29 protein-coding genes and 2 tRNA genes are annotated in these 25,034 nt (G+C 65.9%); 13 read left to right on the top strand and 18 right to left on the bottom strand.

All coding sequences use genetic code 11. The features are described 5' to 3' along the window. The first annotated feature begins 57 nt into the window (after nt 1–57). From EF834_RS15780 to EF834_RS15790, 3 genes are all read left to right on the top strand, one after another. Nucleotides 58–1,116, top strand: a complete 1,059-nt coding sequence (locus tag EF834_RS15780; RefSeq protein ID WP_206615303.1) for an MDR family NADP-dependent oxidoreductase — start codon at nt 58–60, stop codon at nt 1,114–1,116. Between the two features lie 149 nt (nt 1,117–1,265). Then, nucleotides 1,266–2,228: a helix-turn-helix transcriptional regulator gene (locus EF834_RS15785; protein ID WP_127948190.1), complete on the top strand. Its 963-nt coding sequence runs from the start codon at nt 1,266–1,268 to the stop codon at nt 2,226–2,228. 131 nt (nt 2,229–2,359) lie between these two features. Further along, nucleotides 2,360–2,911: a YceI family protein gene (locus tag EF834_RS15790; protein ID WP_127948191.1), complete on the top strand. Its 552-nt coding sequence runs from the start codon at nt 2,360–2,362 to the stop codon at nt 2,909–2,911. A 3-nt stretch (nt 2,912–2,914) separates the two neighbouring features. Here EF834_RS15790 and uriH read toward each other — a convergent pair whose 3' ends face one another. The 3 genes from uriH to EF834_RS15805 all read right to left on the bottom strand — a co-directional run bounded on the left by uriH (nt 2,915) and on the right by EF834_RS15805 (nt 5,376). Beyond that, nucleotides 2,915–3,862 carry a uridine-preferring nucleoside hydrolase UriH gene (gene uriH / locus EF834_RS15795; protein WP_127948192.1) on the bottom strand — a complete coding sequence of 316 codons (948 nt, stop codon included), beginning with the start codon at nt 3,860–3,862 and terminating at the stop codon, nt 2,915–2,917. 168 nt (nt 3,863–4,030) lie between these two features. Then, nucleotides 4,031–4,384, bottom strand: coding sequence for a hypothetical protein (locus EF834_RS15800; protein ID WP_127948193.1), 354 nt, complete (start codon nt 4,382–4,384; stop codon nt 4,031–4,033). After that, nucleotides 4,381–5,376, bottom strand: coding sequence for a hypothetical protein (locus tag EF834_RS15805; RefSeq protein ID WP_127948194.1), 996 nt, complete (start codon nt 5,374–5,376; stop codon nt 4,381–4,383). The genes EF834_RS15800 and EF834_RS15805 overlap by 4 nt, the downstream gene beginning before the upstream one ends. Nucleotides 5,377–5,744: 368 nt before the next feature. Here EF834_RS15805 and EF834_RS15810 point away from each other — a divergent pair, with 368 nt between their 5' ends. Continuing rightward, a complete protein-coding gene (locus EF834_RS15810; protein ID WP_127948195.1) occupies nt 5,745–6,746 on the top strand; it encodes an alpha/beta hydrolase in 1,002 nt (333 codons plus the stop codon). A 42-nt stretch (nt 6,747–6,788) separates the two neighbouring features. Here the strand turns inward: EF834_RS15810 and hisC are convergent, their stop codons facing one another. After that, a complete protein-coding gene (gene hisC / locus EF834_RS15815) occupies nt 6,789–7,862 on the bottom strand; it encodes a histidinol-phosphate transaminase (RefSeq protein WP_127948196.1) in 1,074 nt (357 codons plus the stop codon). A 71-nt stretch (nt 7,863–7,933) separates the two neighbouring features. Between hisC and EF834_RS15820 the strand changes: the two genes are divergently transcribed. The 3 genes from EF834_RS15820 to EF834_RS15830 all read left to right on the top strand — a co-directional run bounded on the left by EF834_RS15820 (nt 7,934) and on the right by EF834_RS15830 (nt 8,964). Then, entirely contained in the window at nt 7,934–8,659 is a 726-nt protein-coding gene (locus EF834_RS15820; protein WP_127948197.1) for a dienelactone hydrolase family protein, read from the top strand. Between the two features lie 95 nt (nt 8,660–8,754). Beyond that, a tRNA-Ser gene (locus EF834_RS15825) sits at nt 8,755–8,845 on the top strand. Nucleotides 8,846–8,891: 46 nt separating this feature from the next. Next, nucleotides 8,892–8,964: transfer RNA gene (locus EF834_RS15830), tRNA-Arg, on the top strand. 98 nt (nt 8,965–9,062) lie between these two features. On the opposite strand, the gene EF834_RS15835 is transcribed toward EF834_RS15830, so the two are convergent. The 3 genes from EF834_RS15835 to EF834_RS18240 all read right to left on the bottom strand — a co-directional run bounded on the left by EF834_RS15835 (nt 9,063) and on the right by EF834_RS18240 (nt 11,263). After that, the gene (locus tag EF834_RS15835) at nt 9,063–9,758 is read right to left on the bottom strand and encodes a hypothetical protein (RefSeq protein ID WP_127948198.1); all 696 of its coding nucleotides are present in this window, start codon (nt 9,756–9,758) and stop codon (nt 9,063–9,065) included. 282 nt (nt 9,759–10,040) lie between these two features. After that, on the bottom strand, nt 10,041–10,598 hold the full coding sequence (locus tag EF834_RS15840; protein WP_127948199.1) for a hypothetical protein: 558 nt from the start codon (nt 10,596–10,598) through the stop codon (nt 10,041–10,043). Nucleotides 10,599–10,726: 128 nt separating this feature from the next. Continuing rightward, nucleotides 10,727–11,263 carry a hypothetical protein gene (locus EF834_RS18240; RefSeq protein WP_164874155.1) on the bottom strand — a complete coding sequence of 179 codons (537 nt, stop codon included), beginning with the start codon at nt 11,261–11,263 and terminating at the stop codon, nt 10,727–10,729. A gap of 334 nt (nt 11,264–11,597) precedes the next feature. On the opposite strand from EF834_RS18240, the gene EF834_RS15850 reads away from it, so the two are divergent. Next, nucleotides 11,598–11,813: a hypothetical protein gene (locus tag EF834_RS15850; RefSeq protein WP_164874156.1), complete on the top strand. Its 216-nt coding sequence runs from the start codon at nt 11,598–11,600 to the stop codon at nt 11,811–11,813. A gap of 66 nt (nt 11,814–11,879) precedes the next feature. On the opposite strand, the gene EF834_RS15855 is transcribed toward EF834_RS15850, so the two are convergent. Next, on the bottom strand, nt 11,880–12,557 hold the full coding sequence (locus tag EF834_RS15855) for a haloacid dehalogenase type II (RefSeq protein WP_164874157.1): 678 nt from the start codon (nt 12,555–12,557) through the stop codon (nt 11,880–11,882). Then, nucleotides 12,554–13,105, bottom strand: a complete 552-nt coding sequence (locus EF834_RS15860; RefSeq protein ID WP_127948203.1) for a carboxymuconolactone decarboxylase family protein — start codon at nt 13,103–13,105, stop codon at nt 12,554–12,556. Before EF834_RS15860 ends, EF834_RS15855 begins: the two co-directional genes overlap by 4 nt. 151 nt (nt 13,106–13,256) lie before the next feature. On the opposite strand from EF834_RS15860, the gene EF834_RS15865 reads away from it, so the two are divergent. The 3 genes from EF834_RS15865 to EF834_RS18245 all read left to right on the top strand — a co-directional run bounded on the left by EF834_RS15865 (nt 13,257) and on the right by EF834_RS18245 (nt 15,168). After that, nucleotides 13,257–13,799, top strand: a complete 543-nt coding sequence (locus EF834_RS15865) for a GNAT family N-acetyltransferase (RefSeq protein ID WP_328590562.1) — start codon at nt 13,257–13,259, stop codon at nt 13,797–13,799. Between the two features lie 143 nt (nt 13,800–13,942). Beyond that, on the top strand, nt 13,943–14,869 hold the full coding sequence (locus EF834_RS15870) for a D-isomer specific 2-hydroxyacid dehydrogenase family protein (protein ID WP_127948204.1): 927 nt from the start codon (nt 13,943–13,945) through the stop codon (nt 14,867–14,869). A gap of 122 nt (nt 14,870–14,991) precedes the next feature. Continuing rightward, nucleotides 14,992–15,168: a hypothetical protein gene (locus EF834_RS18245; RefSeq protein ID WP_164874158.1), complete on the top strand. Its 177-nt coding sequence runs from the start codon at nt 14,992–14,994 to the stop codon at nt 15,166–15,168. Between the two features lie 53 nt (nt 15,169–15,221). Here the strand turns inward: EF834_RS18245 and EF834_RS15875 are convergent, their stop codons facing one another. Continuing rightward, a complete protein-coding gene (locus EF834_RS15875) occupies nt 15,222–16,829 on the bottom strand; it encodes an acyl-CoA synthetase (RefSeq protein WP_127948205.1) in 1,608 nt (535 codons plus the stop codon). Between the two features lie 155 nt (nt 16,830–16,984). Further along, complete coding sequence (locus EF834_RS15880) at nt 16,985–17,947, bottom strand: LysR substrate-binding domain-containing protein (RefSeq protein WP_127948206.1); 963 nt, start codon at nt 17,945–17,947, stop codon at nt 16,985–16,987. A gap of 92 nt (nt 17,948–18,039) precedes the next feature. Between EF834_RS15880 and pcaH the strand changes: the two genes are divergently transcribed. Continuing rightward, complete coding sequence (gene pcaH / locus EF834_RS15885) at nt 18,040–18,768, top strand: protocatechuate 3,4-dioxygenase subunit beta (protein ID WP_127948207.1); 729 nt, start codon at nt 18,040–18,042, stop codon at nt 18,766–18,768. Further along, nucleotides 18,765–19,439, top strand: a complete 675-nt coding sequence (gene pcaG / locus EF834_RS15890; RefSeq protein ID WP_235871251.1) for a protocatechuate 3,4-dioxygenase subunit alpha — start codon at nt 18,765–18,767, stop codon at nt 19,437–19,439. Before pcaH ends, pcaG begins: the two co-directional genes overlap by 4 nt. Here pcaG and EF834_RS15895 read toward each other — a convergent pair whose 3' ends face one another. The 7 genes from EF834_RS15895 to dcm all read right to left on the bottom strand — a co-directional run bounded on the left by EF834_RS15895 (nt 19,440) and on the right by dcm (nt 25,033). Then, nucleotides 19,440–19,874 (bottom strand): PaaI family thioesterase, encoded by a 435-nt coding sequence (locus EF834_RS15895; protein WP_235871252.1) that lies wholly within the window; start codon nt 19,872–19,874, stop codon nt 19,440–19,442. Continuing rightward, a complete protein-coding gene (locus tag EF834_RS15900; protein ID WP_206615304.1) occupies nt 19,871–20,818 on the bottom strand; it encodes a mycobacterial-type methylenetetrahydrofolate reductase in 948 nt (315 codons plus the stop codon). The genes EF834_RS15895 and EF834_RS15900 overlap by 4 nt, the downstream gene beginning before the upstream one ends. A gap of 5 nt (nt 20,819–20,823) precedes the next feature. Continuing rightward, nucleotides 20,824–21,597 (bottom strand): class I SAM-dependent methyltransferase, encoded by a 774-nt coding sequence (locus tag EF834_RS15905; RefSeq protein WP_127948209.1) that lies wholly within the window; start codon nt 21,595–21,597, stop codon nt 20,824–20,826. Further along, complete coding sequence (locus EF834_RS15910; protein WP_164874159.1) at nt 21,594–22,430, bottom strand: class I SAM-dependent methyltransferase; 837 nt, start codon at nt 22,428–22,430, stop codon at nt 21,594–21,596. The genes EF834_RS15905 and EF834_RS15910 overlap by 4 nt, the downstream gene beginning before the upstream one ends. Nucleotides 22,431–22,551: 121 nt before the next feature. Continuing rightward, nucleotides 22,552–23,382: an NAD-dependent epimerase/dehydratase family protein gene (locus tag EF834_RS15915; protein WP_127948211.1), complete on the bottom strand. Its 831-nt coding sequence runs from the start codon at nt 23,380–23,382 to the stop codon at nt 22,552–22,554. Nucleotides 23,383–23,442: 60 nt separating this feature from the next. Next, nucleotides 23,443–23,847, bottom strand: coding sequence for a very short patch repair endonuclease (locus EF834_RS15920; RefSeq protein ID WP_127948212.1), 405 nt, complete (start codon nt 23,845–23,847; stop codon nt 23,443–23,445). A 22-nt stretch (nt 23,848–23,869) separates the two neighbouring features. Then, the gene (dcm, locus tag EF834_RS15925; RefSeq protein ID WP_127948213.1) at nt 23,870–25,033 is read right to left on the bottom strand and encodes a DNA cytosine methyltransferase; all 1,164 of its coding nucleotides are present in this window, start codon (nt 25,031–25,033) and stop codon (nt 23,870–23,872) included. Nucleotide 25,034: the final 1 nt, after the last annotated feature.

Consider the following 25,034-nt stretch of genomic DNA (forward strand, 5'->3'; position numbering starts at 1 on the left):
GGGACCTACTGCCGTTCTAACTTCCTGGTTGTACCGATTCCCCATGAAAGGACCGTCGTGGCAACCGCTCCAGTAGCCCGTAAAGAGTACGAGCGCATCGCTCTCGCCGAGCATCTCGTCAGTGAAGTAGCGGACCGTCAGTTCACAGTCAGCACCGTCGAAACCAAGGACATCGGGGAGGACGAGGTATTCATCCGCGTCGACTTCGTCCAGGTGGTGCCGGCGTTCACGGATCTCATGCGTGCTGATGCACAGATCCCGTTGCCGCCGTACCAGCTGGGGGACACAGTGGGCGGTGCCGTTGTCGGAACGGTGCTCGAGTCACGGTCTGCGGACTTCGTGGAAGGCGATTTGGTCTTCGCATTCACCGGTTGGAGCGAGTATCAGGTTGCCAAGCCCGAGGAGTTGACCAAGCTTGATCGGAATGTCGTCCCCAGTCCCGCCTACTATCTGAACCAAGGTGTCACTGCCTACTACGGAATGGCAGATGTCGCCAAGGCCGGACCAGGGGATGTTGTCTACGTGTCCGGCGCAGCCGGAGGCGTGGGGTCCCTTGCGGGCCAGATTGCGAAGATCCGAGGCGCCGCCAATGTCATCGGCAGCGCAGGCACAGACGAGAAGGTTCGCTATCTAGTGGAGGAACTGCACTTCGATGGGGCCTTCAACTACAAGACCGGAGATTTGGTCGAGAACATCAATGCCTTAGCGCCGGACGGCATAGATGTCTTCTTCGACAACGTAGGCGGGGATCAGTTCGAGGCAGCGATCCGCGCGGCGAAGCCGAACGCACGTTTTGCACTGTGCGGAGCACTGTCGAGCCAGGTATCCAAGGACGCAGATGCTTGGCCGCGACTGAATCTGATGACCGCAATCACCAAGAATCTCAGTATCTTTCCGTTCGCCACACTCCATACGCCGGAGCAGATTCAGAACTGGGCGACTCATTTCGGAATGTGGCTCTCAGAAGGAAAGCTCGTCTTCCCGCATACCAGCTTGAAGGGTCCCATCACGGATGCCCCGACAGCGCTGAAGGATCTCATCTGCGGTAAGTACCGTGGCAACGTCGCACTCGAGGTCGAGCACTCGTCGAGCACGACGACGGAGGCGCTCACGTAGCTGCCATGCGATCCGAACTACCAGGTCGAGCTGGTAAAAGTCTTGTGTGTAAACACAAGTCATCCTAGGTGAAGGTGCTGTTTCCAGTTCGACACTCGACGATCGGCACTTTCGTCTGTGGATTCAGGTAGAGGGGGTATGGCTGCGGAATGTCGGCGAAGACAACAAGCGAGCTCGTACTCGAGCTGCTCGGTTTGCTGCAGACACATCGGCAGTGGGCCGGTCCAGAGTTGGCAAAACGTCTCGACATGACGCCGCGAACCCTCCGTCGTTACGTGGAGCGTGTCCGCGAGATGGGTTACCAGGTCGAGGCTGTCAGGGGTCGGTACGGCGGCTACAGGCTGGTCGCGGGCAGTTCGTTGCCGCCCCTCGTCTTCAACGACTTGGAGGCTGTCGCGATTGCCGCGAGCCTTCGCGTGGCGGCTGCGGAGGGGCTGGTCGACGGACAGACCACAACGACGACTGCAATTGCAAAGTTCGAACAGATACTGCCTGCACGGCTACGAGCCAGGGTATCTGCTGTCGCCGAGCACGTGACTCCGCTCAATCCGGGGAGAGTCGCTCCGACCGCAGATGCCGTCGGTGCTCTGGCGCTGGCCTGCCGGGATCGTGAGGTGGTGAACTTCGCATACACCACGCCGGATCGCCCAGCAGAGGAGCGAAGCGTCGAACCGGTCGCGCTGGTGCCCTCGGAACGCGCGTGGTTCGTCGTTTGCTGGGACCGTCACAAGGAGGGTTGGCGCACGTTTCGTGCCGACAGAATGACCGAGGTGCGAGCAACCGGTGAAACCTTCCGGCAGCGCGACCTCCCGGCGGACTCACCGGCGGATTTCGTCAGAGAATCTCTTTCGCGTATCAACTACGTGTGCAAAGCAGAGGTCGTGCTCACGGTCGGCCTGCGGGAGTGGGTCGACTACGCCAAGGGGTGGGCGCAGGGGAGTTACGCGGTCGACGACGTAACTACCCGTTGGCCTATTGGTGCGCAGTCTCTTCAGGACCTGATGATCAGGCTGAGCTGGATTCCGGAACCGATCGCGTACACCGTCGAAACCGACAGCACGACTGCAGAAGGACTTCGCCGTCTTGCAACCCGTGTGGCCGTGCACATCTGAAGGAACTCGCTCCGTGTGCGGGACACAAGCCGGGAACGTTATGCGACCGACGTCGGCGTCACCTTGCGGAACGGCGGCGGCGGTGTGAGCGTTGCAGACGAACATTCGACTGTTTCCCTCAGGGAGTTCACATGACCACCGTTCTCGGCCTTCCTGGTTTTACTTCCGGCACCTGGGCCATCGATCCCGTTCACTCGACCGTCGGCTTCGTGGTCCGGCACCTGGTGGTGAGCAAGGTGCGCGGCCGCTTCGACGACTTCTCGGGCACGATCACGGTCGCCGAGGACGGCACCCCCTCCGTGCGGGCCGAGATCCAGGTGGCGTCCATCGACACCAACAGCGAGCAGCGCGACGGCCACATCAGGTCCGCCGACTTCTTCGACGTCGAGCAGTTCCCGACGGCCACGTTCGTCTCCACCGGTGTGCGTGCCGCCGGTCCGAACTATGTCGTCGAGGGCGAGTTCACGCTGCACGGGGTGACCAAGCCGGTCGAGCTCGCCGCCGAGTTCTACGGTGTCAACCCTGGTATGGGGCACGGCCCAGTCGCCGGCTTCGAGGCCAAGACCACTCTCAACCGCAAGGACTTCGGTATCAGCCTCGACATGCCGCTCGAGGGCGGCGGAGCCGTCGTCGGCGACCAGATCAACATCATCCTCGAGGTCGAGGCCGGCCTTCAGGCCTGACGCTCAGCTCTCCGGGTCGCCGATCCGCTCGAGCGCGTCGACGACCAGCCCCCAGAAGCGCTCATGGTCTAGTTCGAGGGCGGCGGATGTTCGACAGTCGTCGGGCGCCGGGGCGCGGAAGTCCGCGACCGTCATGCCGAGGGTGAGGGTGCCGGTGGTTTCGATCGAGATCGGGACCGGCACGGCGCGGACGATCGTCGGGTCGATGACATGCGCCACGGCGCACGGGTCGTGCACGGGGGGAGCCCCGAAACCCTGCGTGTCCCTGTATCTCTGTCCGTAGAAGTCGAGGAGCGCACCGACGAACCGTGCTGGTCCGGTACCGACGGCGGCGATCGCGTGTCGAACCTCCGGGGTGGCGAGGGCTTGATGGGTGAGGTCGAGGCCGACCATGACGACCGGCCATCCGGCGCTGAAGACGATGTGCGCGGCCTCGGGGTCGACGAGGATGTTGAACTCGGCGACCGGGGTCCGGTTGCCGACATGGACGCCGCCGCCCATCAGGACGACCCTCTGGACCCGGTCGACGATTCTCGGTTCCTTGCGCGCGGCGAGCGCGAGGTTCGTCAAGCACGCCGTCGCCACCAGGGTCACCGTGCCGTGCTCGTGGGTCATGATCGTCTCGATGATCAGGTCGACGGCGTGACGCGTGTCGAGTTCGATCGTCGGCTCGGGGAGTGCCGGGCCGTCGAGGCCGGATTCGCCGTGAATGTTCGGGGCAGTCGCAGGCTCACGAATCAGTGGCCGCTCGGCACCGGCGGCGAACGGGACGTCCGCGATCCCGGCGACGCGGGCAACGACGAGCGCGTTCCTCGTGACCTTCGGCAGGGTCTGGTTACCGGCGACGGTAGTGACGGCGAGTAGCTCGATCTCGGGGTTGCCGTGAGCGAGCAAGATCGCGACGGCGTCGTCGTGTCCCGGGTCGCAGTCGAGAATGATCTTCGTGGGCATTCGGGGTGACTCCACTCATCTGGTTCGGTGGACGAAGCTCACCCACTCACACTACTTGCGGAGATACGGGCAGCCGCAGATCAACCTGCGCAACGATTTACGCCCCAGCACCGACGAGGTCTCAAGCCCAGGGCGGACGAGACTGGCAGCGCGCCTCAGCAGGGCGTCTCAGCCGTCGTCGGCGCCCGGTTCCGTGGTTGCGAGGCGTGTGCCGCACGTCTGTTCATTGATCCACCGGCGCTCGGGGCCTTCGATCAGAAAGGTGACCTGGGCGTGCGCACTGACCTGGTGCATTTGAAGCCATTTCGCCGGGAACCAGGTGTCAGGGGTGTCGTCGGGCAGCGGCGTGAACAACGGTTCACTCTGCTCGTCGATCCTGTCGTCGATGCTGATCACGCCACCGCCGTCGAGGGCGAATGTGTCCTCGACGACCTCACAGGCCAGGGTGTCGCCACTGCTGGTGCGGTGGGTGGCGCGGACCCAGGCTCGGGGCTGTGGGTCGAGCCAGGGTTCGGTCGTCATGCCTGGCTCCCGGACAGGGCTGCGTCCGCCAATTGCGCACAGTGAGAACGGGTTTGCGAGCAGGTTCCCTTGCGCATCAGGTCGAGGTTGAACGAGGCCGCGGCCCGGGTGAGCGCCGTGTCGGCCAGCATGTTGGCGAGGGTGTCGTGTCCTCGCACCCGCAGGTGCATCTGGTGCACACCGCCGGTCGGGTGCCGGCGATAGCCACGGCGGATCCCGCGCCGACGCAGGAACCAGCGGCGGGCGATCGGGTTGGAGGGCAGTTCGTTCCTGTCGACGAAAATCCACGCCTCGATGTCGTCGCCGCGGTCGAGCAGGACGAACGTCTCCATCCAGTTGACCGTGACGCACATGATCCGGGTCTTGTCGGTGGTCGGGTAGCAGCTGACGGACCAGAACGAAGCTTCGGTCCTGGCCGGGAAGGGCATGGTGTGGCGAAGGTAGGTGCCCAGCGCGTCGGTAAGTCGGTGGTGGTCGGGCCGCTTCATCAATCGCGCGTAGCGGTCGGCGTATGCCTCAATTTGCGAGGCCGGAAGCTGCACCGGTTCGCCGTCGTCGGCGGCGTTCATGCCGGCGGGGTCCTCGACCCAATCTGCTTGCTGTTCGACGTCGACGATGCGGTCGAGCGAGGAGACTCCCTCGAACCTGAGCGCGTGTTCACGGTTACGGACCACGATCCCGTTCTTCTCGGCGGCGTGTACCAAGCCTCGCTCCCGGCGCCGCAGTTCGGTGCTGGTTCCGTCGAGCGGCATGAGCCGCACTGCGGCGATGTCCTCCCACCGTTGGCCGTGTGTGCGCAGGCGGCTCGCGCAGTCGACCGTGGAGATCCCGATGTACACCGCACCCGTGGAGAACTGCACCAAGTACAGCCCCCGCAGTTCTGCCGGACCGCCCGAGCGTGCGGGGCTCGATAGCCATTTCGGATCCCACGCCGTCACGGGTCCGAACCCGTGCTTGTCCGCCCATGCCTGTGTTGTGGCCGATGATTCCACCCGCATGTTTCCTTCCCCCCGGTATCGCTTCTGCTCCCGCTGCACGCCGCGCTCTGACCACGGCGTGCAGAACCTGACAGTCCTACCACTCGGGTAGGACAGGACCCCCGGCGGTCATCGCGTCAGCGCTGCGAACAGGGCAGCGGCGAGAGCCGCCGAACCCGACGCGCGCGGGCAGATGGTAGACAAACTCACACCGACGTCTCAGAAACGCTCCTGCCAGCGGGTATAGGACAGTCTTGAACGGTCGCTCGCTTGAAATTTGTCCAGTTCCCTCCGTTTGCATCGAACCTTCCGTACTGTGTTCTCGATGTGGGCTCGAACACAGTGGGCTCGAACCGATATTCGGGGGGAGACCGGAGGAGTAAATGGGGCGGCGATCGGCCGTTGTCGCGGGACTAGTGTCCGCACTGGCGATACTTGGACCCGCGGCTGTGGCGCAATCGGCGCCGTGGGTGGTCACGCAGCAGGTCGAGGAGAACGCGGCCGTTGTCGACCGTGTGGTCGAGTTGACCGAGCAGCGCACCGCCGTGTTCGTGGATTCGCCCGCGATGGGCAGGGTGGTGCAAGTGCAGATCCTGCACCCGAAGGGCAACGGGCCCCGACCGTCCCTGTACCTGCTCGACGGCGTCAACGCCGGGTCCGAGTCCGACTACCAGGAGAGCACCTGGACGCAGATGACCGACGTCGTCGAGTTCTTCGCCGACAAGAGCGTCAACGTGGTGCTGCCGATCGGCGGGCTCGCGAGTTACTACACCGATTGGGTCCAAGCCGACCCGGTTCTCGGCGAGAACCAGTGGGAAACCTTCCTGACGCGTGAGCTGCCCCCGATCATCGATGGCCAGTTCCACGGCAACGGGGTGAACGCGATCGCCGGACTGTCCATGGGGGCACAGGGCGCGATGACGCTCATCACCCGCAACCCTGACCTCTACACCGGGGTCGCCGCCTTCAGCGGCTGCATGGACACCACGCGACTCGAATCCGAGCTCGCGGTGCGAGGCACGGTCGCGTCGAGAGGCGGCAACCCCGACAACATGTGGGGACCGCCCGGTGGTCCGGCCTGGCTGGAACACGATCCAACCGTGAACGCGGAGAGCCTGCGCGGCAAGGACATTTTCGTGTCCACTGGCAATGGCCTTCCCGGTCCCTACGAGGTCGGGGCACCGGACATGATCGAGAAGGTCGTCATCGGCGGGCCGCTCGAGATTGTGTCCAACTGGTGCACGCAGCTGTTTCAGCAGCGCCTCGACCAGCTCGGCATCCCGGCGACCTATCTGTACCGCCCGTATGGAACGCACTCGTGGCCGTACTGGCAGGACGATCTGCACGAGGCGTGGCCGACCCTCGCGCGCTCGCTCGGGGTGTGACGCGGTCCGGGCGCACGCGCGGGGCGGTCGGCAGTGGTTCGGCTACGGGGTGGGGATCCCGGCCAACTGAAGCGCCGCCTGAGACGTCGCGAACGCCAAGAATGCATCGTTCTCGTGCGGGTCGCCGATCGTGACGCGGACGCCATCGGCGCCGTAGGGGCGGATCAGCACTCCGGCGTCGGCGCTCGCCTGGCCGTACGCGCCGGACCGGTCCCGCAGCGGCAACCACACGAAGTTGGCCTCGGTGACCGGAACGTCGTAGCCGGCGGCGAGCAGAGCATCGCGGACGCGGTCACGCTCGGCGACGACGCCATGCGTGCGCTGCAACAGCTCGTCGCGAGCGCTCAGGCAGGCGATTGCCGCCGCCTGTGCCACCGCGTTGACACTGAACGTCGTGTGCACCTTCGCCAATGCCGTGATGATCGCCGGATCGGCCACCGCGTAGCCGACTCGGATCCCCGCCAGTCCGTATGCCTTGGAGAACGTGCGAAGTACGACCACGTTCGGACGAGTGCGCGCCAGTTCGATGCCGTCGACACCGGAGCGGTTGTACTCGAAGTACGCCTCGTCTAGTGCGACAACGATGTTCGCGGGCACCGCGTTGAGGAACCGCTCGAGTTCCTCGCTACCCAGTGCAGTTCCCGTGGGGTTGTTGGGGGTGCATACGAAGATCAGTCGGGTGCGGTCGGTGATCGCCGCCAGCATCGCATCCAGGTCGTGACGGTGCTCGGCGGTCAGTGGAACCGGGATGGGTGTCGCCCCGGCGACCTTCGTCACGACCGGGTAGGCCTCGAACGAGCGCCACGCATAGATCACCTCGTCTCCGTCCTTACAGGCGATCTGCACCAGTTCCTGGCAGAGACCCACAGACCCGCAGCCGGTCGCGATGTTCTCCGACGGCACATTCAATGACTCGGACAGCGCCCGGACCAGCGCGGCCGAGGTGTTGTCGGGATAGCGGTTCGCGGTCGCGGCGGCGTCGGCGATGGCCTGCGCGACACCGGGCAGCGGCCCCTGCGTCGATTCGTTGCTCGCCAACTTGATCGCCCGCGGAGAACTGCGGCCGGGCACGTAGGTCGGGATGGAATCGAGGTCTGCGCGGGTCACACGGGTCACAGGGGTCACGATTGCGATTATGCGCCCTGTGAGCACGTGCGTTCACGACGTGGTCGTGACAAGGTTGATGCATGCCGGGAATCCTCCGGGCCAGTGTGACTCTGCGCGCTGATGGCTCCGACCCCCAGGCGCGACCACGGGTGCCGCTCACCGCCGTCGAGCCGGAGCGGCATGCGCGCGGCGGGATCGTGGTGTTGCACGAGTCACGCGTGTTCACCGACGCCCTGATCGAGTTGATGGGCTCGCTCGCCGCGGAGGGATGGCTAGTAGTCGCGCCACACTTGTTCCATCGCGAACCTGCGCACAGCGACGCCGAAGTGTTCGGTCAGAACCTCTTCGACGACTTCGACGCCACCTTCGACTGGCTCGTCGACCGTGGCATCTATCCCGACTGCGTCGGCGTCCTCGGATTCGACGACGCGGGCAGTGCTGCGATGCTCGTCGCCACCAACCGGCCGGTCGGGGCGGTAGTGAGTGTCTCTGCACACGGCATCGTCCACAAGCTCACCGCCGATACCCCAACCCTCGTCGAGGCGGCCCCGGCGCTGAAAGCACCCTGGCTCGCGCTATACGGAGCCGACGACCCCCGCACTCCGCCCGCGCACGTCGACTTGCTCCGAGAGGCGGTCGCGCACGCCGAGGTCGCCACAAACATCGTCAGCTACGCCGGACTTGCGCACCGGGCCGACGAGCCGCCGGTGCCGGAGCCGGGCGCCGCAGACGACGATCCGCTCGTCATCGCCATCCTTGATGCGCAGCGCCGGATCTTCAACTGGTTCGACGCGAACCTCCGGTGACTCGCCGGACATGAGACGCTGAACAGTAGTTTTGCGTTTCTCGGCCAACTCTGTGTACTGTTTCGCTCGGCGGTTCGAAAGGGCCGGCCCCCCAAGGAGGCGTGCCAGAGCGGCCGAATGGGACTCACTGCTAATGAGTTGTCCCTTTATAGGGGACCGGAGGTTCAAATCCTCTCGCCTCCGCCAAGCTGGTTCTCACTAGTCCAGCGACAATTGAACATCGTTTGAACATGCGCCCGTAGCTCAACGGATAGAGCATCTGACTACGGATCAGAAGGTTAGGGGTTCGAATCCCTTCGGGCGCACGCAAAGCCCCAGGTGCTGCACCGTTGTCGACGGTCGAATCGCCTGGGGCTTTTTGTATCTCGCGAGTGCGCGCCTCTGTGCCGAGGGAAGCCGCTGCTCAGGCGTCGCCACCCTGCCTGGCAGCACGAGCACGTTCTGAAGCCTCCCAGTAGATCGAGTCATAGCCTTCCTGGGGCTCGACCTTCATTCCGCGGCTGATCATTGCGGCCATGAGCTGAACGACATACTCGCGCATATCTCGATCTGCCGCCTTGGCGCGTTCGAGCATGCCCTCAGCGAGTTGGACAGCCGCCTCGTCTCGAGATCTCCGAGCTTGTTCCAGTTCGTACCCAGCGTTGGACGTGGCCCATCCGACCAGCCGCGAACGATACTCCTCCAGCTGTCTTGACCGTTGGATCAGTTCACTGTTCGCGGCCTGCGCCTCGTCCTCGCTGGGCGAGTTGCCCGTGAGGTAGTCGCTCGTCTCGTTGGCTCGAATTTCTCCCGAGAACCACCGGGCCGCAAGTATCGAGCGGGTCTCGTGGCCCGGCCAAGCCTCCACCTGACCATCCGGCAGTGCCGGGTACAGGAGCTGTATCGGTGGCACGTTCAGCGCACGCGCAATGACAACGAGGTCGGTGACGGGCATCGTCTTCCGCTTCCCCGTTTCGTACTCGGAGAACGCCGTGCGGGAGATCGGGTGTCCGAGGTCTCGCGTTCGATCTGCCAGCCATTGCGCGGTGCGTTCATCGCCGCGCGCGTCCTTGATCGCCTTGCCGATCCGCCTGGCAGCTTCGTTCGCCCATGATGTCATATCAGTCACAATATGGTGCTATCTGCGTGTATTCCAGTCTCTATTTGCTAATGGTTGGTATTCCGGTCGTAAATCGGTCAGTGGTGACTGGAAAACAATCGCGGTGAAGAACGCGACGCTGGCCGCCCGGTGTCCTCGCCGCGGATCGCGACGGGATCGGTCGAGCACACGCCGAACGAAGAAGGGCCGGAGCAGCTTCGGGTGGGCGAAGCAATTGGCTCCGGCACTGGGGTCAGCCCGTCCCGGGACCCCCATCCCGGAACCCCCATCCCGGAACCTCAGTCAGCTGGAACCCGAGTCGCTCTCGTCCGCGTCCGTGATCCGTGCGATGCCGATGCTGGGGCCGCCGTCCGGCAGTTGCACGAGCGGACTGTTGACGAACTTCAGCGTCGTTTCGTCCCACCTCATCAACGGGAATGAGACGTTGTCCTGCCAGGTCTCGTGCAGGTTGACGAGGATCGAAGTGCTGCGGAAGCCGCGGGGTATCACCCAGAAGGTGTCCGGGGCGACGGCACCAAGGCCCACGAACTTCACCGTGGGCGAACTAAGTGCGTCGATGTCGTACACCCGCCGGTACTCGGTCAGTTCGAACATCGATTTCGGGGCGGAGTACTCGTTGGTGACGACCGCTTCGTAGATCGGGAGCCCGGCGTTCCGGGCTGCGATCAGAGTCTGCGTGGTCATCGCCTCGGGCGGTGCGACGCTACCGAGAGAACCACCCGCGGCGCTCGAGCCCGGCGGATCTGTAGCCGCGCCCGCTGGTGCCGTCACTGCACTACCGAGCGCGACCGCAGCGATGGCCCCCACAAGTGCACGCTTCGTCGCTTCGCCGATTCTCATATCCCCTCCTGGTTGGCTACGTGCCGAGGGGACGGTCGATCAATACCCCCCCGGCTGCATCTGCATCTTGTGTACCGGCAAAGGGCGTGAGGTCGTTACGAGTCGAACTGCTATCGACGCACGTGCGATCAGAACTCGACCGAACAGCGATCGTCGCCTTTGCCGGATCCATTCACCGATCCGATGACCCGGATACACGGCGTCGGGCTCTGGATTTGCCATTTCCCTGGGATGCCGTGGACGAAGCGGAGCTTGGTGAACGAGCGTGCCTCGTTTTGCCATACGCCCGCACCGCCATCGATCGGGCCTTCGTAGCTCCAGTACGGAGTGCGAGTCTCCCCTCCAGAGTCGAGGGTGCGGGCATCGGTGATGGTGTTTCCATCAGAGCACCAATACCCGACATGCCAGGCGGTGTAGAGGGTGTTCCCGGCTGCCGCTCTCGCGTGGTAGTCGGCTCGCATTGTCCAGCATCCGGTGGCTGTGGGGCTCACTGTGCGGCCAGCCGATTCGGCCATCCGTTGACTGGCATGTGCGGCGGAATCGACCGGAACCTGCACCTTTTCTTCGTAGACGACTGCGCTCAGGAGCTGCGTACGCTCGAGCTCGGTACTGACGCCTCCATCCAGCGCCAGCCCGCCACCTGCCAGAAGAGCCCCGGATACCACGAGCGCACCGAGAAGTGCGGTCCGTCCTTTGACCTTCAGGTTTCTCCCCTTCGAAGTAGCTACCCAGGCCCTGCCATCGGGACCGGTGCAAGTCGAGTATCAACCTACACAAGGCAGTCCAAACGGTTAGTATCTTCTCCTTTAAGGTTCAGAGGGCTGTTCGGTCTCGGTCTTGTTCATCGCGACTGGGGGTGTTCGTACGCGACTGGGGGTCCGTTAAGCGCCGACGCCGATGCTGTGATGGGGGAGTCTGATGTCCAAAACTCAACATCCGCAGCATGATTCACCCGCTGCCGCGCCCTCCTGGATGCCCGCGGTCACGCAAATTGCGGCAGTGGCGAGCGTCCCGCTGCTATTTCTCAATCCCTTCATTGCTGTGCCGCTGGCGGTCTTCAGTATGGTTCTCACGGTCGATCGGGATGTGGTCGTGGTCGGCGCGATCACTTTGGTCACCGCAGTGATTCTCGGGCTGTCATTGTTCTCGGCTACCGGGACCGTCACCCCGGGGGAAGTCCTACCTGCAGAACCGCTTCCCGGCCAATTGCCGTAAATCAACCGTCGCTGATTCAGGACTGGCTTTCGATCGTGGGCGAGTTGCCGGTTGCCGGTGGCTGGGTCACCGCGGTAGGGCGGCCAGGGCGTCGATGACACCGGGCAGGGTGTCCGAGCTGACGTCTGCCCCGGTGAACGCGGGGGTCGCAACGGTCTCGAGTCGCGGGCACCAGCCTGTGGTCAACCCGGCACGGTGTGCGCCGTGGATGTCCCAGGAGTGCACGGCGACGAGGGCGACTCGCTCGGCGGGTACCCGTGCCCTGCTGACCGCCAGTTCGTATGGCGGGGGTGCAGGCTTCCACGCCTTGACCTCGTCGACTGAGAGAACTTCTTCGATCTGTGGTGTGAGCCCGGCGCGGTCGAGGAACGCTCGGGTTGTCGCTTCGGATCCGTTGGAGAGGGTGAAGACACGGAATCCTGCGCGCTTCGCCGTGTCGACCGCGTCCGCCGCGTCCGGTTGGGCGGTGAGTTCGCCGAATCCGGCGACCGCGAAGTCGATCTGGGCGGGGGTGAGGGTCCCACGCGTCTCGGCCTGCAGCGAGGAGGCGGCGACGTCGAGAAAGGTGCGGTAGCCGTGTGCCGCGGTGATCGCCATGGCGTCGCGCACCAACCGGGTGAACCACCGCTGCAGCAGCCACGTGGGCTGCTGCAGCCGGCTCAGCCGTGACTGCACCGCATCGAGTGATGCGAGCGTCTCGACGACGTCGAACACGACGACGTCCGGCCGAATCCGTGTGGTCACGTCGCCGACAGGCCGGGAGCTGGGGGAAGGTCGAGTTCGGTGCCCACGTAGTGGTTGAAGTAGTTGGTGAACAGATTCACCGCGATGTGGGCGAACGCTTCGGTGAGTTCGGTTTCGGTCCACCCGGCGTCCAGCGCGGTCTTCCAGGTCGCGTCGTCGACCTCGCCGACGTTGCTGGTGGCCTCGCGGACCACGGCCAGCAACGGCCCGAGCTTGCTGTCGCCACCGTCGTCGCCGCGCCGGATTGAGATGGTCTGCTCTTCGCTGAGCCCGGCACCGATTCCCATCACGGTGTGGGCGGATTGGCAGTAGTCGCACGAGTCGACTGCACCGACGGCGAGGGCGATGGCCTCACGGGTGCGCGCGTCGAAACTGCCGTGCTTGGCGATGGCGTCGCTGATCCCGGAGTAGGCGGCGAGCACGACCGGGGAGTGCGCCATTTCGCCGTGAATGTTGAGGACTTTGCCGGTGCGGTTCGCCAGCGCCTGCAAGGTAGCCGCGCTGGCTTCGGGGGCGCTGTCGACCGTGTGAACTGGTATACGGGGCATCAACTGAACTCTTTCGAAAGGGCCGCGGGTACTCCTGGCGATCCACGGGGGATACCCAGGGAACCCGGTGAGATCGACTGGTGTTCCCGGTGCTGACGGATGGGATTTATCGGATGGGGATCTGCTCGTGGCCGGGGTACCGTGGCGGCACGTGAGAAGCGATTCGACTATCCGGCCAGCAACACCGTGCGACATCGTCCGGGCCGTCGAGACCCTCGGGCATGCCTTCGTCGATTATCCGTTCTTCCGACATACCGTTGATGTGCGCGATCACCGGAATCGCGTGCACTCGTTGCACAGTCTCTATCTGACCGAGGTCGGAATGCGCTGCGGAAAAGTGTGGGTCTCGGACGACGTGAGCGCGGTGGCCGTTTGGGCCACCCCGGCAGCGAACGGGTTGGATCTGGTACTCGAGGCGGTCGCAGGCAAGGCCGCCGAACTGCACGGCGACCGAGCGGAAATCGATGCACGCGCTGATGAAGCGACTGTCGTGCTGCACCCGTCGGATCCTGTCTGGTACTTGGCTTCTGTCGGCGTCGACCCTGCCTCGCAAGGCCGGGGCCTGGGACGAGCCGTGCTCCAGCCGGGCATCGAGGCGGCGGAGGCGCAGAGCTGTCCGGCATACCTGGAAACCTGCAAGCCGGCGAATGTCGAGTTCTACCAGCACCTGGGGTCGAGGTCACCGGGACCCTGACGCTTCCCGACGACGGCCCGAACGTGTGGGCCATGCTTCGTACCTAGAACGATCATGTGACTAAGCCAGGCTGTGTGTCCTGGCCGATGACCACGCCAGGCCGTGTGTCCTGGCCGACCGGCGCTACAGAAGGAGAGCGTGAGATGACCCTCGTCCCTGTTGCACTCGGCCCGAGGAACCATCCGGTGCTGCTGGAGGCCGTTACTCGGGGTGGCGCGAACGCCGCGGCACTGGCCGATGCCCACGCCCTCGTATGGGCGGGCAACGACCCGGCGGCGTTTCCCGGCGATGTTCCCGAGACGATCCGATGGGTGCAGCTGCCGTCGGCGGGTGTCGAGGAATGGTTCGCCGCCGGGGTCATCCAACGTCACCCGGAGATCGTGTGGACGTCGGCGGCCGGGGCCTACGCGGCGACCGTTGCCGAGCACGCGTTCGCGATGCTGCTCGCCGGGGTTCGTGGGCTGCCCGAGCACCTCGCGGCCACCACGTGGCGACAGCGGGAGCTCTTCGGCCTGGTCGGAACCCTGCGCGGCTCGCGCGTCGGGATCGTCGGCGCCGGCGGGATCGGACGAGCACTGATTCCGATGCTCGCTTCGGTCGGTGCCACGACGGTGGCCGTGAACCGCTCGGGTCGTCCCGTCGACGGCGCCGACGAGGCCGTCCCCGCAGACCGGGTCGACGAGGTGTTCTCGACGGTGGACCACGTGGTGATCGCGGCGCCGGCCACGGAGGAGACCCGGCATTTGGTTGGGCGGGAGCAATTGTCCCGGCTGGGATCGAAGTCCTGGGTGATCAACGTCGCTCGTGGTTCCCTCGTCGACACAGAGGCCCTGGTGGAGGTGCTGCGTGACCGCCGCATCGGTGGAGCAGGTCTCGACGTGACCGATCCCGAGCCGCTGCCGGACGGGCATCCGCTGTGGGGATTGCCGAACGCAATCGTCACGCCGCACGACTCCAACCTGCCGGCACTGCGCTTGCCCGCCTACGCCGCGCACGTCGCCGAGAACGTGCGTCGGTTCGTTGCCGGCGAAGACCTCATGGCGCGGATCGACCCCGTCGCCGGCTACTGATCGGCACCCGAATCACCGCGCTTGTGGATGAGTTCCGAAGCGAATACTGGACCCGGGGTTTACGTGGAATGCCCGAATGCCTAACCTAGCGAGCGAACGTCCAACTCGACTAAGGATTTCCGGTGCAACACCACGGACCGCACACAGACGGAATCACGACGGGACCGAGCGATGCGGCACGCATCCGCCGGCTCGCCGAACGCATCGCCGACACGAGTGACAAGGCCGCCAACATCGCGGCGGCCGGTGAGATCATGCGTCTCGCCTCCACTCTCGAAAAGGAGCTCGAACGCGTGTAGTCACCGCCCCGACTCGGGCCCTCCCGGACCGCGGGTTTCCCCGCGGTGACCGCCTAGGCGGAGGCCATCTCGGTGGCCCAACGGTAGTCCGCCTTGCCTGCCGGGGTGCGCTTGACCGCATCGACCACGACCATTGCCCGCGGAATCTTGTAGCCGGCCAACGTCTTCCGGCAGTGCTCCTGGATTTCGTCCAGGGTGAGTTCCGGAGCCTCGGCGTAGGTGGCCACAACGGCCGCGACCTGCTGACCCATGCGCTCGTCAGGTCGTGGCACGACCAGCGCATCGGCGATCGCTGGGTGCGCGTGCAGCGCCGCCTCGACCTCCTCCGCGAAGACCTTCTCGCCTCCGGTGTTGATGCACTGCGAACCGCGTCCGAGGAAGACGATCGTGCCATCCGCCTCCACCCGGCCCATGTCACCGAGAACCGACAGGCGGGTGCCGTCGGCGCGGGTCGGGAAGGTGCGGGCGGTCTTCTCCGCGTCCTTGTAGTACCCGAGCGGGACATTGCCGATGCGGGCGATGTACCCGATCTCGTCGGAGCCGGGTTCGATCTCGTTCAGGGTTTCGTCGACGAGAACCATGTTGGGGGAGGGCGGCATGCGGAGGTTGCCGTCCTGGTCGACTGTGAAGGAGCCGTCGTTCCCGGACTCCGAGGCGCCGAAATTGTCCCGCAATACCAGGTCCGACTTGACCGCGAGCATCCGTTCCCGGACGCCGACCGACCAGATCGCCCCGCCCGACGTGATCGAGTAGAGCGAACTGAAATCGACCTCGCTCTTGCGGCGTTCCATCTCGTCCACGAGTGGCAGCCCCATACCGTCGCCGACGATCAGGATCACCTGCAGCGATTCCTTCTCGATTCCTTCGACGACCTTCCTCGGGTCGAAGTCGCGCATCAGGACGACACGTGCGCCGAGCGTGAAGAAGGTGAACAGCGAGTACAACGCGGCCCCGTGCATCAGCGGTGCGGCAATGAGGAAGGCCATGTCCGGGAATTCCTTTGCCGCAGCCGCGACTTCCGCGAGATCCTGCCGCTTCTCCTCACCGTACGGGTTGCCGCCGGATAGCGGCTTGCGGAAGAAGTCGTCATGGCGCCACATGACGCCCTTCGGGTACCCGGTGGTGCCACCCGTGTACAACACGTACAGGTCGTCGCCCGATCGCGCGGGAAAGTTCGCGGTGCTGGTCTGTTCACGAGAAACCGCGAACGGCACCACTGTGATGGATCGCGCGGCCGCGGCGTCGAGCAGTTCCGCGACCGGATCACCGACGACGATCACCGACCTGATCAGCGGGCAATTGTCGAGAAGTCCTGCCAGGGCCCGCTGGTGCTCAGGAAGTTCGACGACGACGGCGACCGAGTCCGAGTTGGTGAAGATGTACTCGAGCTCGGAAGGCGTGTACCGGTAGTTGACGTTGACCGGCACGGCCCGAATCTTGATCGACCCGAGGATCGACGTGACGTGCTCGATGCTGTTCTTCAGGAACAGCGAAACATGGTCGCCCGGGGTGATGCCGGCCTGCGTCAGAAGGTGCGCGACCCTGTTCGCCTCGGCGTTCAATTCCGCGTACGTCAGGCTCCGGCCCTCGTACGTCAGTGCAACGCGGTCGGGTACGGACTCGGCGACGGACTCGAAGACATCGGCGAGATTGAACTGCATACGTCATTCCCTTCGGCACAGTGCCGGACGCCGGCACGCATCACCCTTGTCGTCGATGGAGAGTAGCGCGAAACAGATTCATCGGCGGATTCGGACATCTCGGCCCGCGTCCACGGCTCGTGTCACGCCGTGCGATCGACGGCCCCGTGATGGGTTCAGGTGGCGGCCAGTTCCCGCAGGATCCCGGCGAATTCCTCTACAGCAGTGCCCGAATCCGGCGTTGCCCGCCGGAACACGCCCACCGGTTCCGCGGTGCCCGGCGTCGGTTGTGGCAGCCGGACGAGCGCGCCGTCGTCGAGATCGCTCTGGGGTGCGCGTTCCGGCGTGAACCAGACCGCGTCTCCGTCTCGGGCCAGTGTGCGGGCGAGGGTGATGTCCAGCGTCTCGATGCGGCCGGAGGGTAGGGACAACCCGTGCCGTTGCAGGAGGACCTCGGTGTGGTGGTGCGGGACGGTCCCCGCAGTCGCCACGACCATCGGATACTCGAGAACGGCAGGCATCGGAGCGGTTCCGGCGTATGCGGTCAGGGGGTGTCCGGGCCGTACGACGAGTGCCAGCGACTCGGTGTAGAGCAGTTCGAAGGTCACGTCTTGCAGCGCATCGGGTTCGGCCATCCGTCCGACTGCGAGGTCGAGTTCGCCGGCGCGGAGCGTGGTGAGCAGAACAGCGTTCGAGCCGGTGGTCACTCGTACGCCCATGTCCTTGTGCGTGCTCTGCAGCCGTGAGATCGCTTTGGGCAGTATTACGCTCGCGACGGTGGGTAGCGCGCCGACCCGGATCGGCGCACTTGGAGCGCCCACTCCGGACAGTGTCGCTGCCGCGGACTCCATCGCGTCCGTGACCGCGACCGCGCGTCGCAGAAACCGTTCCCCGGCGGGGGTCAGGCGTGCGCCGTGCCGTCCGCGGTCGACCAGGCGCACGTTCGCGAGGGCCTCGAGCTCGTTGAGGGTCTTCGTCACTGCGGGCTGCGTCAGGTGTAGGCGTTGCGCTGCACGTCCGAGGTGACGTTCCTGCGCCACCGCGACGAAGCATGTGAGGTGACGCAGTCGGATCCGCTGCAGGAAGCGGGCCGGGGCCCCGGTCCCCGGTGGGGGAGGGGGAACGAAACCTTCTGACATTTCCTCAAGTTATGGAAAGTGGCACAAGATGTCAATTTACATAAGCCAAGGTCAGAAATAGGGTGGCGGGAGATCGGCTCGAGGAGAACCCCATGACCATCGGCGAATTTGTCGAACGCGATTTCACGGTGCACCCGCCGGCGCTGACCCCCGACTACAAGACCAGCGTGCTGCGTTCGCCGCGCAGTGCCCTGATCTCGCCCCGGAACACGCTCTCCGAAGTAACCGGACCAGTATTCGGTGCGAACGAGTTGGGGGACAAGGACAACGACCTGATCCTCAACTTCGCCACCGACGGACTGCCGATCGGTGAACGCCTCATCGTCCACGGCTACGTGCGCGACGAGTTCGGTAACCCGGTCTCCGGCGCCCTGGTGGAGGTGTGGCAGGCCAATTCCGGCGGCCGCTACCGCCACAAGAAGGACCAGTACCTCGCGCCGATCGACCCCAACTTCGGTGGCTGCGGCCGGATGCTCACCGACAGGAACGGCTACTACGTCTTCCGCACGATCAAGCCGGGTCCATACCCGTGGCCCAACAACACCAACTCGTGGCGTCCGGCGCATATTCACATGTCCCTGAGTGCGGACGGGTGGGCCCAGCGCCTGATCACGCAGTTGTACTTCGAGGGTGACCCGCTGATCGAGCGGTGCCCCATCGTGCGGACGGTCCCCACCGTCGAGCAGGTCCGGAGCCTGATCGCGCAGGAGGACCCGGCCAATCACGTGCCGTTCGACGCCCGCACCTATCGTTTCGACGTCACCCTCCGCGGACGTCGCGCCACCTTCTTCGAGAACACCGTCCCAGGATCTTCGCGATGAGCCGAATCGACGAACGCAACAACTCCTTCACTCCGCGCCCGATGGTGACACGGTTGGTCGAGACGCCGTCCCAGACCGGTGGGCCGTACGTCCACATCGGGCTCGCACCGCATCAGGCGGGTTTCGACATCTTCGAGAACACCTTCGGAAACGACCTCGCCTCCGACGCCACCGTCGGCGAGCGGATCACGATCGTCGGCAGCGTGTTCGACGGCAGCGGCACCCTCGTGCGCGACGCCTTGCTCGAGATCTGGCAGGCCAACGCCGCCGGCAAGTACGCCCATCGCCTCGACCCGCAGGACAAGGCCGTCGACCCGGCGTTCCGCGGGTGGGGCCGCACCGGCGCCGACTTCGACTCCGGCGTATTCGAGTTCCATACCGTCAAGCCGGGGCCGGTCGAGGCCGACGGCGGGCGCGTGCAGGCTCCGCACATCTGCGTCGTCGTCTTCGCGCGTGGCATCAACGTCGGCCTGCACACCCGCCTCTACTTCGACGACGAGGCCGAGCGCAACGCGGCCGACCCGGTCTTGGCGAGCATCGAGTGGGAAACCCGTCGCCGGACGCTCGTCGCGACGCGCTCGGAGCGGGGCGGAAAGACGTTCTACACCTTCGACATCCGACTGCAGAACACCCCCGACGGCGGTGCGGAGACGGTGTTCTTCGACATCTGATCAGGAAGCGGTCACGGGGAGAACGGTTCCCTGCGCGACAGCGCACAGGCTCGTGCTGCCGTCGTTGGCGACCATCTCCAACGTGCACTCGCACACGGCGCGGCGTCGTCCCGAGTGCACGACCCGCGCGATGGCGCGCAGTGTGTGGCCCTGCGCCGGTCGCAGGTACTCGATGCTCATGCCGCCAGTGAGGACCGCCGGGCCCAGGACGGTTCCGGCCGCGTAAGTGAGCGCATTGTCGGCGGCGTAGGCGAGCACGCCACCGTGCAGAAAGCCGTTCTGCTGCAGCAGGTCCGGGCGGGCGTCGATCTCGAGGACGGCACCGGCGGATGGGTCGAACGTGACCAGGCGGGCGCCCAGCAGGACACTGAAGGGCTGGGACGCGAGATGGGTGCGCGCGAACTCGACGTCGAGCGGCGCGTTGGTGCTGCTCACGGAATCTCCTCGGTGGGGGCGTGCGGGCGGGTTCCGCTCGATGGTCGCATGCCGGTGCCTTCGGTACGCGGTGACCAGTAGTCGAGCATCGCGGCGAAGGTCTCGCATGCGGCAGCGGAGACGCCGTAGGGAGCCTCGAGATGAACGCTCAACGGGAATCCGAGATCGTGGACGCCATCGAGGACGCGCCGGTACACGTCGACCAGGGCATCGCGACGCTGCCGGAAGGACCCGTCCGCGATCCCGGCGACGAATTCCTGCTCCCGCACCACGAGGTCGTTTCCGTCGTCGTGGAGGAGCCAGTCGATCAGGCGCACACGCTGCTCCATGCCGGGAACGAAACCGAACGACAGCAGGATCTCCGGTCGCTGATCGGTGCGCACGGCGAATTCCCGCAGGAAGCCCACGATCCGATCGGAGTACAGCAACTGGGTCAGAGCGAAGTTCGCGCCGCGTTCGCATTTGGCGTCGAACCTGCCGAGTTCGCCCCTGCGGGTGGGGATCAACACCACCCCTCGGTGCGGAATCGACTCCCGGTAGCGTGCCAACGCCTCCTGGGGTGTGACCCCCGGAGCGTCGGTGGCCGGCAACCCGTGGGGCTTGCCGACGAACGTGATCCCGTCCATGCCGGCATCACGGAGCCGGTGCACCCGATCGTCGAGTCGCTGTTCGTCGTGGAAGACCGTCACCTGGGTGCACAAGCCCGAGACGGCACCGAGCGACGACCGGATCGTTTTCCAGAAGTCCAGCACGTCCATTCGGGGGGTAATCGGCACGGGCCGATCCGCGTCCTCGGGGATGATCCCCGGGATCATCACATGCCCGACATGCTCGACCAATCCATGTAGGCGGCACAACTCGGCTGCCGAGCAGCCCTCCTCGAGGGCCCGTTCCGTGCCCTCTGCCAGTTCCGGCGGCACCAATTCCAGGGCCACCGTGTTCATGGTGTTCAACGACGTTCGGCCGTCGCCAACCAGGCCGGGGCGAGCAGGCGGTCGTGGGAGTCGAAACTGAGTCGGTCGGCGATGGCCGACAGCGCGGTGGCCGGCTGCCGTTCGATGTCGCGTCTGGTGGTCGCGGTCGTGTAGGTGGTGCGTTCCAGACGTGCGATCGACCACCCTGCGTTCGTGAGCGTGTTCCGGAGGTTGCCTTCGCTGATGCGGTACGGGCCGGGCAACTCGTCGGGAACCTGGTCCGAGAAACATGCCACGTGAAGCCGAGCGCCGGGTCGGCAGGCGCGGTACACCTCGGCCACGTAGCGGGGGCGCTGTTCCTCGGGGAAACAGTGGTAGAGAGCGCTGTCGATGACAGTCGCGAACCGGTCGGCGTATCCGGTCAGGTCGGTGGCATCGGCCACGTCGAATTCGACGGCCTCGTCCAGTTCTTGCAGCCGGGCACGTTCACGAGCGATTTCGATCGCTGCGGGCGCGGCGTCGAGTCCGCACACCCGGTATCCGCGCCCCGCGAGGAACATCGCGTTCTCACCGGTCCCGCAGCCGATGTCGAGAACCTCGTCCGTGATCTGACCGTCGGCCTCGAGGTCCCGCACGACCGGCTGCACCTCGCCGATGTCCCACGGAATCCGATCGATCTGAAACTCGGCATGCGGCGCGCCGCTCGACGCCTGAAGCGCGAGGTTGAGAGCGTCGTAGTCGCCCCGATAGAGCGCTTCGAAGTCGTTCGGGCTCGGAGGCGTAGTCGGTTGGGACGCGTTCGCGTTCACTTGCTGCCCTGTTCCGATGATGACGACTTCCCCGAAGATGACGACTTCCCCGACGATGAGGACTTCGAATCACGAGCCGAGGCCGTCCGGGCCCGCACGGTGAGCATGTTGCACTGCTGGTGGCTGTGGATGTGATCGCACCCCAGGCGGTCGAGCAGGAGGGACAACCCGTCCGGGGTGAATGGCCGTGCTCCGGCGAACCTCACGAATCGATCCGTTATCGGGCCGGTGACCGCATTGCCCGACCCGACGGAGAGGGCCGGGACCATCACCAGTAGCCGTCCGCCGGGTGCCACGATCCGGATCATTTCCCTCAGAGCGTCGACCGGTTCGGGCACGAGCATGATCACCAGCGTGGCGCAGGTGGCGTCGGCGCAGTGGTCGCGTAGGGGCAGGTTTGTCGCGTTGCCGCGGAGGAGTCCCATGTTCGGGCGAGCCTGCTGGGCTGCCCGTGTCAACATGGGCGCCGAGAGATCCACCCCGACGGCGAGCCCGTGCGGGCCGACCGCGTCAGCCAGGCCGGTGGTGACGTTGCCGGGCCCACATCCCACGTCGACGACCGTTTGCCCCGGCCGCAGCTGCAACTGGTCGGCGACCGAGCCGAAGCGCTGCAACGACGCCATCACCCGTTGTGCCCGCTGGTACATGGCTGCACCGAGAGAGGACTGCCACGCGGCCTGAGCCCGCCCCGGTGGAGGAACGGTTTCGCCGGCCATGGTGTCGAGATACCCGCTCGACGTCGGGACCCATGTCACGTCGCGTCGCAGCAGCTTCTCCAGCCGCTCCACGCTGGCGCGCGTCGAGATTTTCTCCGACTCCGACGAGTGATCCACGGCGACCATCTCCCTGGACGGCACAATGCGCAAGGTTCCCTCCAATGGTAGCCACAATCGCGGCACGGTCGGATTGCGTGCTGTGAGCGCGGCTCGGGCTTCGTGGCCCTGGGCAGTGCAGCTAGCCCGACATGCCCGCCCGCCAGGACGGGTACCTCGGCACCCATCCGAGCGCTCGGGCCTTCGCGTTCGACGCCCCGCGGCCCCTTCCAGGACCGAGTCCTTTCGGCTGTGGGGCGCCGACCCACCGACAAAACACCGGGAGCCAGTCGGCGGGGCCCGCAGGCTCGTCGTCGACGACGTTGACGGTGTCGGTGGGCCAGCCGAGAGCGGCGACGGTGGGCGCGATGGCGTCCTCGATGTGCAGGAAACTCTCGATGCCGTTGCCGGCGAGTACTCCGTCGCGGGCGGCACGACCGAAGTCGCCGTCGGGGGAGTACCAAGTGCCGGGGCCGTACAGCTTCCCGTAGCGGAGAATCACGTGGTTCGGGATCTGGGCGGACGCGTGCTCCATCGCGACGACGCCCTCGACGGTCCGGGCACCCGGACCCGTGGCCTCCCGCAGCGGCACCGTCTCATCGGCGGGACCTCGCCCGTCCGTGTATAGCCATGCGACGCTCTGAGTGATCAGACGCTGCACGCCGTAGCGGAGCATCGCGTCGACGAGGTTGCGGGTGCCGACGATGCGCAGTTCCGCGTTGGCCTCGAAGTCGATCCCCGACAGATCCGTCAGTTGATGGATGACTGCGTCCGGTCGCGCCTCGACGACCGCGTGTTCGACCGACGCGAGGTCGAAGGCGTCCATCCGCACGACGGTGGCACCCGCGTGGCGTAGTTCGGGGCGCGTGTCGGGGTTGCGCGAGGTTCCGATCACCTCGTGCCCCCGGGCGATCAGTTCTCTGGTGAGCGGCAGCCCCACGAGACCCCCGGCTCCCGCGACGAGGATTCTCATGAAAATGAGCCTAGGGAACGCGCACCGGCGCCGCCTGCGAAGCAGCCGATTCGAGACCGTTCAGGTCGCGGCCAGCGCCGCCTGTACTCGACCCGCTGCTTCCGCCGGGTCCTCGTGCTCCCACACCCGGACGACGTGCCAGCCCGCAGCGGCCAGTCTGGAGTCGGTGTCACGGTCGCGGGCGACGTTGGCCGCCAGTTTGTCCGCCCACCACTGCGCATTGTTCCGGGGGAACGTCGCGTGCTGCGGGCAGCTGTGCCAGAAGCAGCCGTCGACGTACACCGCGACCCGCCGTCGCGGGAAGACGAGATCGGCGCGGCGCCGCAATCCCGGCAGAGGTGCGCGGTCGACGAAGAACCGAGCCCCGCGCCTGTGCAGTTCACGGCGCAGTGCGATCTCCGGTGCGGTGTCGCGTCGGCGCTGTGCCCGCATGCGGGCGCTGGTCAGAGGATCGGTGGACGGCATCGACCCCATCCTCGCACCGGATTCAGGCGACCGCTTCGGGGTGGCCGCCCATCCGGTCGAGGTGGCTCTCGACGTCCTCGAGGAAGCCGGGGACGAAGCGCAGGCTGCCGGTGCGGGCGCGCCTGAGGAACCCGGCGGTGGCGCGGGCGGACAGCAGCTGGGAGTGCTCGAGGAAGCCGCCGAGGTCCTCGTACTCGTCTTGGACCGGCCAGTGGGACTCGTGCACCCGGAACGCCCGTCTGTTCCGTCCCCACGCGGCGCTCGGCCAGGGGTCGCCGGGCTCGAGCGGGGTTTCGTGGTCGGGGCTGTAGGGGATGCGGTCGAGGAGGCGCCCGCCCGCCCACTCGGCCATGCGCACGCTCACAGCGTTGCCGACCAGCCTCCAGCGATGGCCGTTGCGGACCCCTGTGACCTCGGTGGCGGGGGCGGTCCAGTCGGGGTCGAAGCCTTGCAAGCGTTCGGCGTCGATCAGGCCGGGGGTGACGATTTCACCCGACGGCAGCCGGACCGCCGGCGGCGACGCGATGCCGACGGTCGAGCCGCCCTTGAGCGTCGGCACCGCGTTGACGGCCCATCCGAGCCCGCGGACACCCTCGGTCCAGTAGAAGCCACATGGGTACTGCGACGGGTCGCCCTCGTCGGGTGTGCCGGCGTCCTGACCGAACAGCACCTCGCGGGGGTCGTCACTGCGCGAGGCGAGCATCAGTACGCGCTGGCGGCGCTGCGGCAGCCCGAACGCGCGGGCGTCCACCACGCGGTAGGCCCAGGTGTAGCCGAGATCTTCGAGTGCGTCCGTGATGTGCCGCATCGCCGCGCCGCGTCCGAGTTGCAGCATGAAGGGGACATTCTCGATCAGTAGCCAGCGTGGGCCCTTCTTGCGTTTGACCAGACGGAACACCTCGTCGACCAGGCCCGAACGGGCGCCGGTGATCCCGGCGGTGCGGCCGGCCTGCGACAGGTCCTGGCACGGGAAGCCGGCCGCGACGAGTTCGATGCGTTGCGGCAACGACCGCAGCTGGGTGACGTCGCCGTGCAGTTCGACGCCGGAGAACCGGGTGCGCAGCACCTGCTGGGCGCCAGGGTCGATCTCGCACAGCAGTTCGGTTTCCCAACCGTGGCTGCGCAGGCCCAACTCCACCCCGCCGATACCGGCGAACAGCCCCACCATGTTCCCGGTCGAAGTCACG

This window comes from Rhodococcus spongiicola (genome assembly GCF_004011835.1).
In the GTDB taxonomy this organism is placed as follows: Bacteria; Actinomycetota; Actinomycetes; order Mycobacteriales; family Mycobacteriaceae; genus Prescottella; species Prescottella spongiicola.